The organism is Pseudomonas sp. GLN_2 (genome assembly GCF_043106005.1).
Lineage (GTDB): Bacteria > Pseudomonadota > Gammaproteobacteria > Pseudomonadales > Pseudomonadaceae > Aquipseudomonas > Aquipseudomonas alloputida.
In genome coordinates, this window is the sequence record NZ_JBICMC010000058.1 from 1 (window position 1) to 15,653 (window position 15,653).

Here is a 15,653-nt window from a genome sequence, read left to right on the forward strand (position 1 = left end):
GCAAGGCAGCCCCAAATTGTCGACTACGCGGATCAGCGATCCGGCAGGGTGATGTTCAGCTCCAGAATCGAGCAGCTGCCCTGGTTTTCCAGCTCGATATGCACATCATCGTTGCCGATGTTCACATATTTGCGGATCACTTCCAGCAGTTCTTTCTGCAGCGCGGGCAGGTAGTCCGGTTCGCTGCGTTGGCCGCGCTCGTGCGCCACGATGATCTGTAGACGCTCTTTCGCTACCGACGCGCTGGTCTGTTTCTGTCTGCCACGAAAGAAGTCAAAAAGGTTCATGGTTTATTTGCTCCCGAAAATGCGCTCGAAGAATCCCTTCTTCTGTACATCGATGAAGCGCATCGGCTTCTCTTTGCCCAGCAGGCGGTCGACCGCATCACTGTAGGCCTGGCCGGCATCGCTCTGGTCATCGAGAATGACCGGGATACCTTGGTTGGACGCCTTGAGGACGGCCTGCGATTCCGGGATCACACCCTTGAGCTTGATCGACAGGATTTCTTCCACGTCGGCCACGCTCAGCATTTCGCCTTTGACGACGCGCTCAGGGTGGTAGCGGGTGATCAGCAAGTGCTCCTTGATCGGCTCTTCACCGTTTTCGGAGCGGCGCGACTTGCTCGACAGAATACCCAGCATGCGGTCGGAGTCACGTACCGACGAAACCTCCGGGTTGGTCACCACGATGGCTTCGTCAGCGAAGTACATGGCCAGGTGAGCACCTTTTTCGATACCGGCCGGCGAGTCGCAGATGACGTACTCGAAGTCCTTCTTCAGGTCCATCAGTACCTTTTCCACGCCTTCCTGGGTCAGCGCGTCCTTGTCACGGGTCTGGCTGGCGGCCAGCACGTACAGGTTCTCGAGGCGCTTGTCCTTGATCAGGGCCTGTTGCAGGTTGGCTTCGCCGTTGACCACGTTGACGAAGTCGTACACCACGCGGCGTTCGCAGCCCATGATCAGGTCGAGGTTACGCAGGCCCACGTCGAAGTCGACAATGACGGTCTTGTGGCCGCGCAGTGCGAGGCCGGTACCAATGGCGGCGCTGGTAGTGGTCTTGCCCACACCCCCCTTGCCGGAAGTAACCACGAGAATCTTGGCCAAGGTGTTTCACCCCTAAAAATAGTCGGGACACTTGTCCCTGCAAAAAACTGAAATAGCTAAATAAAGGCAACGGTAAAAAAGTTGCTCTAAAAATGCTGGCAAGTATCCGTTAAAGACGGGTGATGTTCAACACGTCACCAGACAGGCTGACTTGCACGCTGGTCCCCCACAGCGGATCCCGGCGCAGGTCTTCGCAGACTTTGTACTGGCCGGCGATCGAGACCATTTCGGCGGTCATCTGCTGGCAGAAGATACGTGCCTTGGTGTTGCCTTTGATACCGGCCAGTGCGCGGCCGCGCATGGCGCCGTACACATGGATGTTGCCATCGGCCAGAAGTTCCGCACCTGGGCTGACCGAAGCAGTCACAACCAGATCACCGCCCTGAGCATAGATCTGTTGGCCGCCGCGTACTGGCGAAGTAATGATGCGGGTCGGGCGCACCTCGGGTTCGGGGGCAGGTGCTGGCGCCGGGGCCGGTTCTGGCTTTTTGATTACCTCGGGCTCGGGCTCCAGCGGCCGTTCGCGGGCCCCCGAAGGCGGCAGCACCGGCAGGTCGATGGCGATGGCGGCGGCGATGTCCTCGATGCGGTTGGCGCGGATGGCCAGGGTACGCAGGCCGTGGTGTCGGCAGATCCGCATCAAGCCGGGCAGGTCGATTGCCCCTTCGTCGGCCGGCAGCTTGTCCAGCGCCAGCACCAGCGGTGTATTGCTGAAGAAGTTCGGGGCCTGGGCGACTTTTGCCGCCAATTGGCGGTCGAGGGCTTCAAGGTCATTGCGCGCCAGTTCCAGTACCGTAATGGCGAGCATGCTGCCCTTGAGCTGGAACACGGAGGCGGTGTCGGGTGTGTGGTTTGGGCTCATGGTCTGCATAGACGGCTTGTTGCGAAAAAAGTGCCCTGACTTATAACGAGAACACCGGTTGCCCGCAACATGCGCTGATCCGTTGTAGAATGCGCGGCCTTTGTCTTTCCGGATGCTTCAATGGAACGCCCGCGTTTTCGTCCCTATTATCTTCACCCCAAGTTCTGGGGCCTGTGGCTGGGCCTGGGCCTGCTGTGGCTGGTGGTCCAGTTGCCGTACCGGGTGCTGCTGAGAATCGGTGCCGCGCTGGGCGCCGTCATGTATCGCTTTGCCGGTGAACGTCGGCGCATCGCCGCGCGCAACCTGGAGCTGTGCTTCCCGGAGCTGTCGGTCGACGAACGGCAGCGTTTGCTCAAGGCCAACTTCGCCTCTACCGGCATCGCCTTCTTCGAAATGGCCATGAGTTGGTGGTGGCCCAAGGCCCGGCTGGCCCGCCTGGCCCATATCGAGGGCCTTGAGCACCTGCAGGCCGCCCAGCAGGCGGGGCAGGGCGCGATCCTCATGGCGGTGCACTTCACTACCCTGGAAATCGGCGCCGCACTGCTCGGGCAGCAGCACACGATCGACGGCATGTACCGCGAACACGGCAATGCACTGTTCGACTTCATTCAGCGCAGCGGCCGCGAGCGTCACAATCTTGATTCGCTGGCGGTGGAGCGCGAGGACGTGCGTGGCATGCTCAAACTGCTGCGTTCGGGCCGGGCGATCTGGTACGCACCGGACCAGGACTACGGCGCCAAGCAGAGCCTCTTCGTGCCGTTGTTTGGCATCCCCGCAGCGACGGTCACCGCTACCACCAAGTTTGCCCGGTTGGGGAAGGCGCAGGTGATTCCGTTCACCCAGAAGCGCCTGGAGGATGGCAGCGGCTATCGTCTGGTCATCCACCCGCCGCTGGCGGACTTCCCCGGCGAGAGCGAGGAAGCCGACTGCCTGCGCATCAACCAGTGGGTTGAACGTGTGTTGCGCGAGTGCCCCGAGCAATACCTGTGGGCGCACCGGCGGTTCAAGTCGCGGCCCGAAGGGGCGCCGCGGCTGTATGACAAGAAAAAGCGCTGAGCCTTGTAAGCAGGCCTGGCCTCTTCGCGGGTAAACCCGCTCCTGCAGGATTACCACAGGTTCTGCATAGTGCGGGGGCCCTGTGGGAGCGGGTCCACCTGCGCAGAGGCCGGGCATGAAAGCACCTTGACCCCAGGAAGGACTCCATGGCTCCACCCCCGGTAACCGGTCTCATCCTTTCTGGCGGCGGCGCCCGCGCTGCCTACCAGGTCGGCGTGCTGGCGGGCATCGCCGAGTTGCTGCCCGCCGGCGCGCACAACCCGTTCCCGGTCATTGTCGGCACCTCCGCCGGGGCCATCAACGCCGTCACCCTGGCCAGTGGTGCCGTGCACTTCAACGAGGCCGTGCAACGGCTCACTGCCTTCTGGCAGAACTTCCGCAGCCATCTGGTCATCCGCAGCGACTGGCCCGGGGTCGTGCGCCAGGCTAGCCGCTTCGTCGGCCACAGCCTGCTGGGGCTGGGTGGCCAGGCCCCCGTGGCGCTGCTCGACAGCAGCCCGTTGCGCAGCCTGTTGCAAACGCACCTGGACCTGGATGGCATCGGCCATGCCTTGGCCGCCGAGCAATTGCGCGCCGTGGCAGTAACCGCCTTTGGCTACGAGTCTGGCCAGGCGGTGACCTTCTACCAGGGCCGTGGCACCATCGAGGCCTGGCTGCGCCACCGGCGTATCGGCGTACCCGCACCGTTGACCATCGACCACCTGCTGGCCAGTGCGGCGATCCCGCTGTTGTTCGCCCCGGTGCAACTGGGCGGCGAGTATTACGGCGACGGTGCAGTGCGCCAGTCGGCGCCGATCAGCCCGGCCTTGCACCTGGGCGCCAGCCGGGTGCTGGTGGTCGGGGTCAGCGGAAACCCGCAGCGGCCAGCGCCACCGGTGCCGCCCCAGCGTGTGTTCAGCGGGCAGCAACCGAGCCTGGCGCAGATCGGCGGGCACCTGCTCAACAGTACGTTCATTGACAGCCTGGAAGGCGATATCGAACTGCTGCAGCGCCTCAACCACTTGAGCGGGCTGTTGCCGGCGCACCTGGATGCCCGGCGCCTGGGGCTGGCACCGATCGACGTGCTGGTGGTGGCGCCCAGCCAGCCGCTGGATGAGATTGCCGCTCGGCACCGCCGCGAGTTGCCGGCGGCGTTACGCCTGTTCTTACGGGGGCCGGGGGCGACGCGCACCAGCGGGGCGGGGGTGTTGAGCTATTTGCTGTTCGAGGCCAGCTATTGCAGTGAACTGATCGAGCTGGGGCGGCGCGATGCCCTTGCCAAGAAGCGCGAGCTTTGCGAATTCCTGGGGATTTGATGGTGCCTGTGCGGGCCCTTTCGCGGGTGAACCCGCTCCTACAAGGGGTTGTGCAATACCTGTGAAGGCGCGAAAGGGCCGCGGCAGGCTTATTCGGCTATCTGCAACTTGCGCGCCTGGGTATACACATACCGCACCTTTTCATACTCGAACGGCGAATTCAGCTGGCCGTAACGGAAGTTGGTGGTGTAGCGCTTGTCCACCACACGCAGGGCGAAGATTTCCGGGTGATCGGTGCTGGCTTCGGCCACGTTCAGGTAGTTGACCGCCTGCTCTCCTGCATAGTCCACCACCAGCCCGGTGGTATCGCGCAGGTTCGATGGGCCTAGCACCGGCAGCATCAGGTACGGCCCATCCGGCACGCCATAGAAGCCCAGGGTCTGGCCAAAGTCCTCGCTCTGGCGCGGCAGGCCCATGCTGGTCGCCGGGTCCCACAGCCCACCCACGCCGATAATCGTGTTGAACATCAGTCGCGCAGTGATTTCTGCCGAGCGCTTGGCTTTGAGCTGCAACACGCTGTTGAACAGGTTCGGCACATCGCCAAGGTTGTTGAAGAAGTTGCTTACCCCCGTGCGCACGAACTTTGGGGTTACATACTGATAGCCATTCACCAGCGGCAGCAGTACCCATTGGTCCAATCGGTAGTTGAAGTGGTAGATGCGCCGGTTGATCGACTCCAGCGGGTCGTACACGTTCAGCGCCTGCAGGGTTGAGCGCTCGAACTCGCGCTGGTCCAGCCCCGGGTTGAATTTCAGCTCACGCAGCGGGTCGAGGAAGCCATCGGCTTCGGGCACCAGTGGCGCGGTGCCGATCACCTGCGGGTCGGCCTCGACCACGCTGGCTCGGGGTGCGGTTTCAGCGGCCAGGGTGTGGCCAGCGGCAAGCAGGGCAGTGGCGAAGAGGAGTTTGTTAACCACGGAAGAACTCCAGCATGGCGTCGCTGTTGACGCGGTAGTTGAGGTTGCCGCAATGGCCGCCATGGGGGTAGAGGGTCAGCCGTTCGCCGAACACCTTGCGCAAAAAGCCAATGTCGCCCGGGCCGAGAATGACGTCGTCGGCGTTGTGCATCACAGCGATCTTGTCACTGCTGCGCAGGTAGTCTTCCAGGGCATACAGGCTGACCTGGTTGACCAACTGCAGGATGCTGTTGCCGTCGGTGCGGGCGCGCCACATCGGAATCACCTGCTCGGTCATGTAGCAGTCGAAGTCGCACTGCAGGGCGCGCTTGAAGAACGGTGTCAGGCTGCTGCCTTCGGTGATCGGGAACTTCGGCGGAATGATCAGGCCACGGCGGTTGATCAGGTCGGACGTGAAGGCGATGTCGGCTGCCGAGAAGCGGAACGAAGTGCCGATCAGCATGGCCATCTGCTCGTTGGACAGGTGCTGGCGCGACTGCTGGAAGTCGTACAGCAGGGCGTCGTTCAGGTCGATGTAGCCCTTGTCCTGGAAGTAACGGGTGAGTTTTTCCAGCATCAGCTCGTAGAACGTGGTGCTGCGGTCGATGCCCTTGACCTGGGTTTGCACCAGCTTGTCGAGGTTGTTGATCGAGGTGTAGAGGTTGACCGGTGGGTTGAGCAGCAGCACACGCTTGAAGTTGAAGCTGCGGCGGGTTTCGTCCAGGTGGCTGACGAAGGCGGCGTCGAGCGCACCCAGGCTGTAACCGGTGAGGTAGAAATCACTGACCGGCAGGCGAGGATGCTGGGCGCGCACGGCCTGCATGACCCGGTACATGTCTTCGGCGTCTTCCTGGCTGATGCCGGGGGTAGCAAAGCGCGAGGCTGCACTCATGAAGTCATAGCTGGTGGGCGATGACAGTTGCACCACGTGGAAGCCGGCCTGGTAGAACAGCTTTTTCAGGTATTCATTGATGCTGCTGCTGTAGGGCGCACCGGTGCCGGCGATGATGAAGATCAGCGGCGCTTCGCGATCCTGGCGGGCCAGGCGGTACTTGAGCTTCTTCACTGCCCAGAAGTTGTCGGGCAACGTGAACTCACGTTCCGGGCGCAGGTTCAGGCTGTAGTCGGACTGATTGATGTCATCGTCGCTGGGCAGCTCAGGGCGCTTGTCCGGCGGCGTGGTGGCGATGGTGGCCTCGAACGGGTTGGTAAGAGGGTAGCCATAGCTGGCAGCGTCGATATCCCGCGCTGAAGCGGCCACAGCCATGAGCAAGCTGCCGAGCAGGGCAGCGAGGCGCAAAGATCGAAGCATGTAATCCCCCAAAAGAACGCAAGGTCGAGCAGTGTGCAGGCTAGGACCACGGCCAGGCGGGCAAAGTTGCCCGCTGCGGTGGCCTTTGGCGTACTTGCTATCTGCAACATAGCTGCCGGGGTGTGATTTTGCCTTAGAAACGGGCATAAGCGATCATGGATGCTTTCGATTACCGCTATTGGAGAACAGGATGTCTCGTTCGCTGCCGACGGTGCTGCTGCTGCTGTTTCTCGGGCTTTGGCTCGCGGCCAGCTATGGTGTGCGTTACGGCCTGATGGAGGATGGCCAGTGGGTAGGGCTGTGCGCAGTGCCGACGGCGTACTGGCAGTGCGAGGTGCGTTCGCTGCTGGGGTTGGGCATTCACCATCAAGTCATGGCCTGGGGCGGATTGGGCCTGGCGCTACTGGCCCAGTTCGTTTCCGCGCGTGCCGGCTGGTGGCTGGCAGTGTTGGCGCTGGTGTTCGCGGTGCCAGCGCTGGTGCTGTACACCGCCAGCATTGCGGTGTTTGCGCTGGTGCTGGCGGGGTTGCGCCTGGTCAGGCAACCCCCAATGTAAGCAGCTGCGCGTACCTGTGGGAGCAACTGTCCTGCTCAATTTCCAAAAGCTGTCGCTCCCACAGGGACTGCGCCAGGCTTTAGATGTGGAAGGCGACTTTCAGGGCTTCCAGCGCCGGTTCGACCTTGATGCCCAGCACTGCCCCCAGTTCCATTACCCGTGCCAGGTCCGGCTGCCCCACCCTGATCATCTGCAGTTCATACCTGTGGGCAACAACGGCGACCCTGGGGTTGATGGGTGGTTTTGCGGTGATGATGTTTCTCGATACCGCGCTGGGCTGAGGCTGAGCACCAGCCTGTGGGAGCGGCCTTGTGTCGCGATAGGGCCGCGCAGCGGCCCCAGGATCTCGGCATCATGTATAGATTGCTGGGGCCGCTTTGCGGCCCTATCGCGACACAAGGCCGCTCCCACAGGGATCGCGCCAGCTTTTGGAAATTGAGCGAGACAGTTTACTCACACAAGCTACGCGCCGGGCTCGAGGGATATGCAGTATCAAGCCTGTCGCATCCGCAAGCTGCGCCACAACGCCGCTGTCATCAGCACACTCACCACCGCCCAGCCCCAGGCCTGCTGGTTCTCCAGCCCTTCCACGAACAACTGCGGCGCCACCCCGGCGCCGACGATGAACGCCAGCAACGCCACCTCCGCCCGTCGCGCCCGCACCGGCCACAGCACATACACCAGCGCCGGCAACGCCAGCGCCGCGCTGGGGAAGCTGCGGTAGCGCGGGTCGAACACCATTGCCAGCATGCTCACCGCCGCAGCAAAGCCCGCCGCCAGCAACAGCCAGCCGGCTCGCACCTGCAGCCAGGCGAACAAGCGTTCACGCCAGCCGGCCCGCCGCGCCAGCGCCAACAATGCATGGGCCAGAACCAGCAGGTTCAGCCCGGCCAGCATCAGTGCCCACAACCATTCCCCGGCAAAGCGCGCATGGGTGCGCATCAACTCGCCCCACAGGCCCAGGCAAGCGGCGCCAAACGCTGCCAGCAGTGGCAGCAGCAAGGCGGCCATCGGTGTAGCGGGGCGCCCGGCCAGCACCAGCATGATCACCATCAGCACGGCGCTGGCCAGCAACCACTGCGGCCAGTCATGCAGGTTGCTCACTGGCCCTTCAAGCACGCCCTTGTCCTGCCGGTCCGCGTCGTACAGCCCCCAATAACCACCCACCGCGCCCTCATTGGCGCGTTTCCAGGGCTGATCGAAGGCTTCGATCAGGTTGTAGTGCCAGCCATTGCGCTCGGCCATGGCCACGAAGCCACGGATGAAGCGCGCCTCATTGACCCGGCTGGGCACCGCCGTTTCGCGTTGTCGGCCTTCGCTGGGCCAGCCGGTTTCGCCAATCAGTATGTCCTTGGGCGCGAAGCGTGTGCCGAACACCCAGCGAACATCGGCAACGTGGGCCAAGGCATCGTCGATGCCACGCGGGTCGTCCTCCCAGTAGGGCAGCAGATGGATGGTGAGGAAATCCACTGCCGGGGCCACCTGCGGGTGCTGCAGCCAGAACTCCCAGACATCGGCGTAGGTCACGGGCACCTTGACCTGGCGCTTCACCCGGGCGATCAATTTGGCCAGGTGGGCACCGGTCACCTCCTTGCGCAACAGTGTCTCATTGCCGACGATCACCGCGCTGACCACGTCCGGGTTGGCGTTGGCAGCAGCGATCAGCAGGTTGATTTCCTTCTCGGTATCGGCCGGGTGGGCGTTCACCCAGGCGCCCAGCATCACCTTCAGCCCATGCTTGCGTGCCAGCGCCGGGATTGCCTCAAGACCGCTCATGGAATAGGTGCGGATGCACTGGAATCGCTCGGCCAGTAACGCCAGGTCGGCGTCCATCCGCGCTGGGCGCAGGCGAAACGGCTGGTCGTAAGGCGACTGGTCTTTGTCGAACGGCGTGTATGAAGCGCATTGCAGCTTGTGCGCAGGGCTGGCCGCATCGGGCAGGTGCACAGGCTTGCCCAGCCCGTACCAGAGCCCCCCCAGCCCGAGCAGGGCCAGCAGGCAGGCAAGCAGGTACAACGGCAATGACAAGCGGCTACAACTGGGCATGTGGCGGTCCATCGTCTGGCACAAAAGGTTAGATAGTAGCCCGGCGCCAAACCTTTGGCATGCAAGGATCGCGCAGGCCGAGGTAGGCCGATGGCGCTAATGGCATAGTGCTGTCGCATATGGGGCGGGTGCAGGTCGCAGCTGGATCAGGTCGACTTGTGTTGCAGGAAGATGATGCAATCTCCAAGACCTGACGAGGGGATGCTTTGATGGCAACTTTGAAGAAAATGCGACGTTTCCTGGGTGTGGGCACCGCCCTGGTAATGGCCATGAGCGCTGCACAGGCTATGGCCAAAGAAGTAAGCATTGGTTACGTGGATGGTTGGGCCGACAGCGTGGCGACCACCAACGTGGCCGCCGAAGTAATCAAGCAAAAACTCGGCTATGACGTGAAGTTGCAGGCCGTGGCCACGGGGATCATGTGGCAGGGTGTGGCAACTGGCAAGCTCGATGCCATGTTGTCGGCCTGGTTGCCGGTGACCCATGGTGAGTACTGGGCCAAGAACAAGGACAACGTCGTCGACTACGGCCCGAACTTCAAGGATGCCAAGATCGGCCTGATCGTCCCCGAGTACGTCAAGGCAGTGAGCATCGCCGACCTCAAGACCGATAACAGCTTCAAGGACAGGATTGTCGGCATTGATGCAGGCTCCGGTGTGATGCTCAAGACCGACCAGGCGATCAAGGACTATGGCCTGACCAGTTACAAGTTGCAGGCCAGCTCGGGTGCGGCGATGACGGCGGAACTGGGCCGTGCCTATGCCAAGCAGCAGTCGATTGCGGTGACCGGTTGGGTTCCGCACTGGATGTTCGCCAAGTGGAAGCTGAAGTTCCTCGAAGACCCGAAAGGCGTCTATGGCGCGGCAGAAACCGTGAACAGCATCGGCAGCAAGGAACTGGCCACCAAGGCACCGGAAGTGGCGGAGTTCCTGAAGAAGTTCAACTGGCAGTCCAAGGACGAGATTGGCGAGGTGATGCTGGCGATTCAGGAAGGGGCCAAGCCTGAAGCGGCCGCCAAGGACTGGGTTGCCAAGCACCCTGATCGTGTGAAGGAGTGGACTGGCAAGTAATCACCTTGCAGGGCCAATAGGGTTTCTTCGCGGGTAAACCCGCTCCTACAGGAGCGGGTTTACCCGCGAACGGCTCATCACTTTGTTACGCAATCGGTAAAACACCGTTGCATCTAAGACTAAGGTCGTCTGGTTGGCGTTCATCGGCAGCATAAAGTAAGGGTGTGGGTTCCATCCCGTATCTGTGCTGCTAGGACAAAAACAATGAACGACAGCATTTACCTCTCGATACAAAACAGCCCCCGTTTCAAGGAGCTGGTCACCAAACGCGAACGGTTCGCCTGGATTCTCTCGGCGATCATGCTCGGCCTGTACTGCGCCTTCATCCTCCTGATCGCCTACGGTCCTCATGTGCTGGGCGCCAAGCTCAGCCCTGAGTCATCGATTACCTGGGGCATTCCCCTGGGCGTCGGTCTGATCGTTTCGGCATTCGTCCTGACCGCCATCTACGTGCGCCGCGCCAACGGCGAATTCGATGAGCTGAACAAGGAAATCCTGAAGGAGGCGCAACAATGATTCGCCAAGTCAAAGCCCTGGCCGTATTGGCCTGCGGAGCCTTCGCACCCGCCGTGTGGGCCGCCGATGCCCTGACCGGCGAGGTGCAGAAACAACCGCTGAACGTTTCCGCCATCGCCATGTTCGTGGCCTTCGTCGCCTTCACCCTCGGCATCACCTACTGGGCTTCCAAACGCAACAAGTCGGCATCGGACTACTACGCTGCCGGCGGCAAGATCACCGGCTTCCAGAACGGCCTGGCGATTGCTGGCGACTACATGTCGGCCGCCTCGTTCCTGGGTATTTCCGCGCTGGTGTTCACCTCGGGTTATGACGGCCTGATCTACTCGATCGGCTTCCTGGTTGGCTGGCCGATCATTCTTTTCCTGATTGCCGAACGCCTGCGCAACCTGGGCAAGTACACCTTCGCCGACGTGGCCTCGTACCGCCTCGGGCAAAAGGAAATTCGCACCCTGTCGGCCTCCGGTTCGCTGGTGGTGGTGGCGTTCTACCTGATCGCGCAAATGGTCGGCGCCGGCAAGCTGATCGAGCTGCTGTTCGGCCTGGACTACCATGTGGCGGTGATCCTGGTGGGTATCCTGATGTGCCTGTACGTGCTGTTCGGCGGCATGCTGGCCACCACCTGGGTACAGATCATCAAGGCTGTGCTGCTGCTGTCCGGTGCCAGTTTCATGGCGCTGATGGTCATGAAGCACGTGGGCTTTGACTTCAATACGCTGTTCTCCGAAGCGATCAAGGTACACGCCAAGGGCGAGGCGATCATGAGCCCCGGCGGCCTGGTCAAGGACCCGATCTCGGCATTCTCCCTGGGCCTGGCATTGATGTTCGGTACTGCCGGCCTGCCGCACATCCTGATGCGCTTCTTCACCGTCAGTGACGCCAAGGAAGCGCGCAAGAGCGTGCTGTACGCCACCGGCTTCATCGGCTACTTCTACATCCTCACCTTCATCATTGGCTTTGGCGCGATCCTGCTGGTCAGTACCAACCCGGAATTCAAGGACGCCGCAGGCGCTCTGCTGGGTGGCAACAACATGGCTGCGGTGCACCTGGCCAATGCGGTGGGTGGTAGTGTGTTCCTCGGCTTCATCTCGGCGGTGGCCTTTGCCACCATCCTGGCGGTGGTGGCTGGCCTGACCCTGGCCGGTGCCTCGGCGGTGTCCCACGACCTGTACGCCAGCGTCTGGCGCAAGGGCAAAGCCAACGACAAGGACGAGATCCGCGTATCGAAGATCACCACTGTCGCCTTGGGTGTGCTGGCGATCGGCCTGGGGATTCTGTTCGAGAAGCAGAACATCGCCTTCATGGTCGGCCTGGCGTTCTCCATTGCGGCCAGCTGCAACTTCCCGGTACTGCTGCTTTCGATGTACTGGAAGAAGCTGACCACCCGCGGCGCCATGATCGGCGGCTGGCTGGGCCTGGTGAGTGCGGTGACGCTGATGATCCTTGGCCCGACCATCTGGGTACAGATTCTCGGTCACGAGAAACCCATCTACCCGTACGAGTACCCGGCGCTGTTCTCGATGGCCATTGCCTTTGTCAGCATCTGGTTCTTCTCGGTCACCGACAAGTCCAAGGCGGCTGAGGATGAGCGCGCGCTGTTCTTCCCGCAGTTCGTGCGTTCGCAGACTGGCCTGGGTGCCAGCGGGGCGGTCTCGCACTAACGTCAATCCCCTGCATTGAAAACGCCCCGCTTGTCGGGGCGTTTTTATTTCATGCAGTCGGCGATGGCCTCCAGACAGGTTGGTGCTCTGCCCATGCTCCCCTTATGTCGTGAGCGCGTTCATAGAGGACGGCACATTTGGGGGCTGGTCAATGAAGTCATACTGTTTGATCACCTTCGCTATCCAGGATGGCAACCGGGTATTTCGACCCGCTTGCCATTCACTTCACGTGACTGTTTGAAGTGGCTATCCGCAGCGCGTCATATCATCCCAAGCAACAGTAATACCAACAGAATCACCAACACCACGCCGATTATGCCGGAAGGGCCATAGCCCCAGCTGCGCGAGTGGGGGAAGACCGGTAAGCCACCGATCAGCAGCAGAATCAGGATGATGATAAGGATCGTGGTCATGTCAAAGTCCTTGCGTGATTAGGGGGCAAGAGCCTGAGAATGCTGGCCTCTCGATAATTCGGACCGGTGCGGGTTGGTAAAGATTCCATCCCCGTGCAGCCGTCTACCCAATCATGCCCGCCCATTCACTGCCCTGATGAATCCTCCCCGATGGCGACGCCTTGATTACACTCGTCGGACTACCTGTCAGAACAAGGCCTGCGACCATGCAAAAACGCATCATGATCACCGGCGCCGGGTCCGGCCTCGGCCGTGAGATCGCCCTGCGCTGGGCGCGTGAGGGCTGGCGCCTGGCATTGGCCGATGTCAACGAAACCGGCCTGCGCGAAACGCTGGAGCAGGCTCGCCAGGCCGGTGGCGACGGCTTCGTCCAGCGCTGCGATGTGCGCGACTATAGTCAGCTGACGGCCCTGGCCCAGGCCTGCGAAGCGAAGTTCGGAGGGGTCGATGTGATCGTCAACAACGCCGGCGTCGCTTCGGGCGGATTCTTTGCCGAACTGTCGCTGGAAGACTGGGACTGGCAGATCGCGGTCAACCTGATGGGCGTGGTCAAGGGCTGCAAGGCCTTCCTGCCGCTGCTGGAGCGCAGCAAGGGGCGCATTATCAACGTCGCCTCGATGGCCGCACTGATGCAGGGCCCGGGCATGAGCAACTACAACGTGGCCAAGGCCGGTGTGCTGGCCTTGTCGGAAAGCCTGCTGGTGGAGTTGCGTCAGGTAGAGGTGGCGGTGCACGTGGTGTGCCCGTCGTTCTTCCGGACCAACCTGCTGGACTCGTTCCGCGGGCCGAACCCGGCGATGAAGGCGCAGGTGGGCAAGCTGCTCGAAGGTTCGCCGATCAGTGCGGCGGACATTGCCGACTATATCCATCAGCAGGTCGCTGCAGGCGAGTTCCTCATCCTGCCCCATGAGGCAGGGCGCCAGGCCTGGCAACTGAAACGCCAGGCCCCTGAGCGGCTGTATGACGAGATGGCCGACATGGCGGTGAAAATGCGGGCAAAAGCCCCATCGCGATGACTTGTCCGTAGGAGAAGTTACTTAAAAGCGTAAGGGCTTTCTGAATCGTAGTGGCGCTATTGAGTAGCTGAATACCTACGGGGCAGGCTCCGGTTTTCCCTTTCGCAGGAGGATCGGAACATGCTGGTAATTGGGCGCGAAGTTGGGGAAGTCATCATGATTGGCGATGACATCCGGATCGTCGTGGTGGAGACCCGGGACGGCGTGGTGCGCTTTGGTGTGGATGCTCCGCGTCAGGTGCCGGTGCATCGAGCCGAAGTTCACAAGCGCATCAAGGCGTCCAAGCAGAGCAAGGCCTGAAGAGGCCTGACCTGCTATTCGAGCAGCTCGCGGGGCACATCATGCTTGGCCAGCAACTGGCATTGCTGGCTTTCCAGGTCGAACAGGATGAAAGCCTGGCCTTTGGCCAATGCCTGGCGTACCCGCAGCACGCGGGTTTCCAGCGGGGTGTCGTCGCCGTTGTCAGTGCCGTCGCGGGTGACGAAGTCCTCGATCAGGCGGGTCAGGGTTTCGGCTTGCAATTGGTCGTAGGGGATCAGCATGGTCGGGCGGTGTCTGAAATAGGTATGGGCATGCTACGCGAAACATTCGAGGTGTTGGGGCCGCTCTGCAGCCCCAAGTGCGTTTAGCTTTTGTTTCCGACCAGGCTGTCCACGGCCGGTACCCGCGTGTCGCTCTCCATTTGCGCATCGTGCTCCAGCTGGTGGCTGAAGCGCTCGAGTGACGTATTGGCCGGCTGCGAATCGCTGGCAAACACTGGCGGGCTCAGCAGGTAGGCTGACAACAACCGGCTCAGCGCTGCCAGGCTGTCGATATGGGTGCGCTCGTAACCATGGGTGGCATCGCAACCAAAGGCCACCAGCGCGGTACGAATATCGTGCCCGGCAGTCACCGCCGAATGGGCATCGCTGAAGTAATAGCGGAACAGGTCGCGCCGCACTGGCAAGTCATGGTCGCCGGCCAGTTTCAGCAGGTGCCGGGACAGGTGGTAGTCGTAAGGCCCCGACGAGTCCTGCATGGCCACACTGACCGCATGCTCGCTGGAAGCCTGCCCAGGCGCCACTGGGGCGATGTCGATGCCGACGAACTCGCTGACGTCCCAGGGCAGGGCGCCGGCTGCACCCGAGCCGGTCTCTTCGGTGATGGTGAACAGCGGGTGGCAGTCGATCAGCGGCTGGCGGCCGCTTTCCACCACGGCCTTCAATGCCGCCAGCAATGCGGCTACGCCAGCCTTGTCGTCCAGGTGACGGGCGCTGATGTGGCCGCTTTCGGTGAACTCGGGCAATGGGTCGAAGGCCACGAAATCACCAATGCTCACGCCCAGTGCCTCACAGTCGGCGCGCGTGGCGCAGTAGGCATCCAGTCGCACTTCCACGTGGTCCCAGCTGATCGGCATTTGGTCGATGGCCGTGTTGAAGGCATGCCCGCTGGCCATCAGCGGCAGCACGCTGCCACGGAATACCCCGGTATCGGTGAACACGCTAACCCGGCTGCCTTCGGCAAAACGGCTGGACCAGCAGCCGACGGGCGCCAGGGCCAGGCGGCCATTGTCCTGCAACTGACGCACGCTGGCGCCGATGGTATCCAGGTGGGCAGAGACGGCGCGGTCGGGCGAGGTCTGCCGGCCCTTCAGCGTGGCGCGGATGGTGCCGCGGCGGGTCAGCTCGAAGGGGATGCCCAACTCATCCAGGCGTTCGGCCACGTAGCGCACGATGGTGTCGGTGAAGCCGGTGGGGCTGGGGATGGCGAGCATTTCCAGCAGTACGCGTTTGAGGTAGTCGAGATCGGGTTCGGGGAGTCGTTCGGACATGTCCAGGCCTCCGGTCGGGTTAAAATTTCGCAGTCGTTGTG

General features: G+C 62.1%; 17 protein-coding genes. 8 read left to right on the top strand and 9 right to left on the bottom strand.

The window, feature by feature from the left end:
- Window positions 1-32: 32 nt before the first annotated feature.
- The 3 genes from minE to minC form a co-directional block, all read right to left on the bottom strand.
- A complete protein-coding gene (minE, locus tag ACF8Q6_RS14440; RefSeq protein WP_003252572.1) occupies window positions 33-287 on the bottom strand; it encodes a cell division topological specificity factor MinE in 255 nt (84 codons plus the stop codon).
- A gap of 3 nt (window positions 288-290) precedes the next feature.
- The gene (minD, locus tag ACF8Q6_RS14445) at window positions 291-1,103 is read right to left on the bottom strand and encodes a septum site-determining protein MinD (RefSeq protein WP_003252574.1); all 813 of its coding nucleotides are present in this window, start codon (window positions 1,101-1,103) and stop codon (window positions 291-293) included.
- Window positions 1,104-1,212: 109 nt separating this feature from the next.
- Window positions 1,213-1,974: a septum site-determining protein MinC gene (gene minC / locus ACF8Q6_RS14450; protein WP_392490539.1), complete on the bottom strand. Its 762-nt coding sequence runs from the start codon at window positions 1,972-1,974 to the stop codon at window positions 1,213-1,215.
- Window positions 1,975-2,085: 111 nt separating this feature from the next.
- On the opposite strand from minC, the gene ACF8Q6_RS14455 reads away from it, so the two are divergent.
- Window positions 2,086-3,021, top strand: a complete 936-nt coding sequence (locus ACF8Q6_RS14455; RefSeq protein ID WP_392490540.1) for a lipid A biosynthesis lauroyl acyltransferase — start codon at window positions 2,086-2,088, stop codon at window positions 3,019-3,021.
- A gap of 146 nt (window positions 3,022-3,167) precedes the next feature.
- A complete protein-coding gene (locus tag ACF8Q6_RS14460; RefSeq protein WP_392490541.1) occupies window positions 3,168-4,316 on the top strand; it encodes a patatin-like phospholipase family protein in 1,149 nt (382 codons plus the stop codon).
- An 89-nt stretch (window positions 4,317-4,405) separates the two neighbouring features.
- On the opposite strand, the gene ACF8Q6_RS14465 is transcribed toward ACF8Q6_RS14460, so the two are convergent.
- Window positions 4,406-5,152 (bottom strand): VacJ family lipoprotein, encoded by a 747-nt coding sequence (locus tag ACF8Q6_RS14465; RefSeq protein WP_049806385.1) that lies wholly within the window; start codon window positions 5,150-5,152, stop codon window positions 4,406-4,408.
- Window positions 5,153-5,225: 73 nt separating this feature from the next.
- Entirely contained in the window at window positions 5,226-6,524 is a 1,299-nt protein-coding gene (locus ACF8Q6_RS14470; RefSeq protein ID WP_003252583.1) for a serine protein kinase PrkA, read from the bottom strand.
- A 190-nt stretch (window positions 6,525-6,714) separates the two neighbouring features.
- Between ACF8Q6_RS14470 and ACF8Q6_RS14475 the strand changes: the two genes are divergently transcribed.
- Window positions 6,715-7,080 carry a hypothetical protein gene (locus ACF8Q6_RS14475; protein WP_392490542.1) on the top strand — a complete coding sequence of 122 codons (366 nt, stop codon included), beginning with the start codon at window positions 6,715-6,717 and terminating at the stop codon, window positions 7,078-7,080.
- Window positions 7,081-7,572: 492 nt separating this feature from the next.
- Here ACF8Q6_RS14475 and ACF8Q6_RS14480 read toward each other — a convergent pair whose 3' ends face one another.
- On the bottom strand, window positions 7,573-9,138 hold the full coding sequence (locus ACF8Q6_RS14480; protein WP_392491387.1) for a beta (1-6) glucans synthase: 1,566 nt from the start codon (window positions 9,136-9,138) through the stop codon (window positions 7,573-7,575).
- Between the two features lie 197 nt (window positions 9,139-9,335).
- On the opposite strand from ACF8Q6_RS14480, the gene ACF8Q6_RS14485 reads away from it, so the two are divergent.
- The 3 genes from ACF8Q6_RS14485 to ACF8Q6_RS14495 all read left to right on the top strand — a co-directional run bounded on the left by ACF8Q6_RS14485 (window position 9,336) and on the right by ACF8Q6_RS14495 (window position 12,373).
- The gene (locus ACF8Q6_RS14485) at window positions 9,336-10,196 is read left to right on the top strand and encodes a glycine betaine ABC transporter substrate-binding protein (protein ID WP_003252589.1); all 861 of its coding nucleotides are present in this window, start codon (window positions 9,336-9,338) and stop codon (window positions 10,194-10,196) included.
- Between the two features lie 204 nt (window positions 10,197-10,400).
- Window positions 10,401-10,712, top strand: coding sequence for a DUF485 domain-containing protein (locus ACF8Q6_RS14490; RefSeq protein WP_010952786.1), 312 nt, complete (start codon window positions 10,401-10,403; stop codon window positions 10,710-10,712).
- Window positions 10,709-12,373 carry a cation acetate symporter gene (locus tag ACF8Q6_RS14495; RefSeq protein WP_010952787.1) on the top strand — a complete coding sequence of 555 codons (1,665 nt, stop codon included), beginning with the start codon at window positions 10,709-10,711 and terminating at the stop codon, window positions 12,371-12,373. Before ACF8Q6_RS14490 ends, ACF8Q6_RS14495 begins: the two co-directional genes overlap by 4 nt.
- A 260-nt stretch (window positions 12,374-12,633) precedes the next feature.
- Here ACF8Q6_RS14495 and ACF8Q6_RS14500 read toward each other — a convergent pair whose 3' ends face one another.
- Complete coding sequence (locus tag ACF8Q6_RS14500; protein WP_003252624.1) at window positions 12,634-12,786, bottom strand: DUF3309 family protein; 153 nt, start codon at window positions 12,784-12,786, stop codon at window positions 12,634-12,636.
- A gap of 206 nt (window positions 12,787-12,992) precedes the next feature.
- Here ACF8Q6_RS14500 and ACF8Q6_RS14505 point away from each other — a divergent pair, with 206 nt between their 5' ends.
- Together ACF8Q6_RS14505 and csrA are read left to right on the top strand one after the other, a co-directional pair.
- Complete coding sequence (locus ACF8Q6_RS14505) at window positions 12,993-13,802, top strand: SDR family oxidoreductase (RefSeq protein ID WP_392493854.1); 810 nt, start codon at window positions 12,993-12,995, stop codon at window positions 13,800-13,802.
- A 120-nt stretch (window positions 13,803-13,922) separates the two neighbouring features.
- Window positions 13,923-14,102 (top strand): carbon storage regulator CsrA, encoded by a 180-nt coding sequence (csrA, locus tag ACF8Q6_RS14510; RefSeq protein WP_014592040.1) that lies wholly within the window; start codon window positions 13,923-13,925, stop codon window positions 14,100-14,102.
- Window positions 14,103-14,116: 14 nt separating this feature from the next.
- Here the strand turns inward: csrA and ACF8Q6_RS14515 are convergent, their stop codons facing one another.
- The gene (locus tag ACF8Q6_RS14515; RefSeq protein WP_004575803.1) at window positions 14,117-14,344 is read right to left on the bottom strand and encodes a YheU family protein; all 228 of its coding nucleotides are present in this window, start codon (window positions 14,342-14,344) and stop codon (window positions 14,117-14,119) included.
- A gap of 83 nt (window positions 14,345-14,427) precedes the next feature.
- Window positions 14,428-15,612, bottom strand: a complete 1,185-nt coding sequence (locus ACF8Q6_RS14520) for an osmoprotectant NAGGN system M42 family peptidase (RefSeq protein ID WP_392493855.1) — start codon at window positions 15,610-15,612, stop codon at window positions 14,428-14,430.
- Window positions 15,613-15,653: the final 41 nt, after the last annotated feature.

Excerpts from the sequence above, each read along its gene's own strand:
- minE (WP_003252572.1), bottom strand. The coding sequence starts at position 287 with ATGAACCTTTTTGACTTCTTTCGTGGCAGACAGAAACAGACCAGCGCG.
- minC (WP_392490539.1), bottom strand. The coding sequence starts at position 1,974 with ATGCAGACCATGAGCCCAAACCACACACCCGACACCGCCTCCGTGTTC.
- ACF8Q6_RS14455 (WP_392490540.1), top strand. The coding sequence starts at position 2,086 with ATGGAACGCCCGCGTTTTCGTCCCTATTATCTTCACCCCAAGTTCTGG.
- ACF8Q6_RS14460 (WP_392490541.1), top strand. The coding sequence starts at position 3,168 with ATGGCTCCACCCCCGGTAACCGGTCTCATCCTTTCTGGCGGCGGCGCC.
- ACF8Q6_RS14470 (WP_003252583.1), bottom strand. The coding sequence starts at position 6,524 with ATGCTTCGATCTTTGCGCCTCGCTGCCCTGCTCGGCAGCTTGCTCATG.
- ACF8Q6_RS14475 (WP_392490542.1), top strand. The coding sequence starts at position 6,715 with ATGTCTCGTTCGCTGCCGACGGTGCTGCTGCTGCTGTTTCTCGGGCTT.
- ACF8Q6_RS14480 (WP_392491387.1), bottom strand. The coding sequence starts at position 9,138 with ATGGACCGCCACATGCCCAGTTGTAGCCGCTTGTCATTGCCGTTGTAC.
- ACF8Q6_RS14485 (WP_003252589.1), top strand. The coding sequence starts at position 9,336 with ATGGCAACTTTGAAGAAAATGCGACGTTTCCTGGGTGTGGGCACCGCC.
- ACF8Q6_RS14490 (WP_010952786.1), top strand. The coding sequence starts at position 10,401 with ATGAACGACAGCATTTACCTCTCGATACAAAACAGCCCCCGTTTCAAG.
- ACF8Q6_RS14495 (WP_010952787.1), top strand. The coding sequence starts at position 10,709 with ATGATTCGCCAAGTCAAAGCCCTGGCCGTATTGGCCTGCGGAGCCTTC.
- ACF8Q6_RS14500 (WP_003252624.1), bottom strand. The coding sequence starts at position 12,786 with ATGACCACGATCCTTATCATCATCCTGATTCTGCTGCTGATCGGTGGC.
- ACF8Q6_RS14505 (WP_392493854.1), top strand. The coding sequence starts at position 12,993 with ATGCAAAAACGCATCATGATCACCGGCGCCGGGTCCGGCCTCGGCCGT.
- csrA (WP_014592040.1), top strand. The coding sequence starts at position 13,923 with ATGCTGGTAATTGGGCGCGAAGTTGGGGAAGTCATCATGATTGGCGAT.
- ACF8Q6_RS14515 (WP_004575803.1), bottom strand. The coding sequence starts at position 14,344 with ATGCTGATCCCCTACGACCAATTGCAAGCCGAAACCCTGACCCGCCTG.
- ACF8Q6_RS14520 (WP_392493855.1), bottom strand. The coding sequence starts at position 15,612 with ATGTCCGAACGACTCCCCGAACCCGATCTCGACTACCTCAAACGCGTA.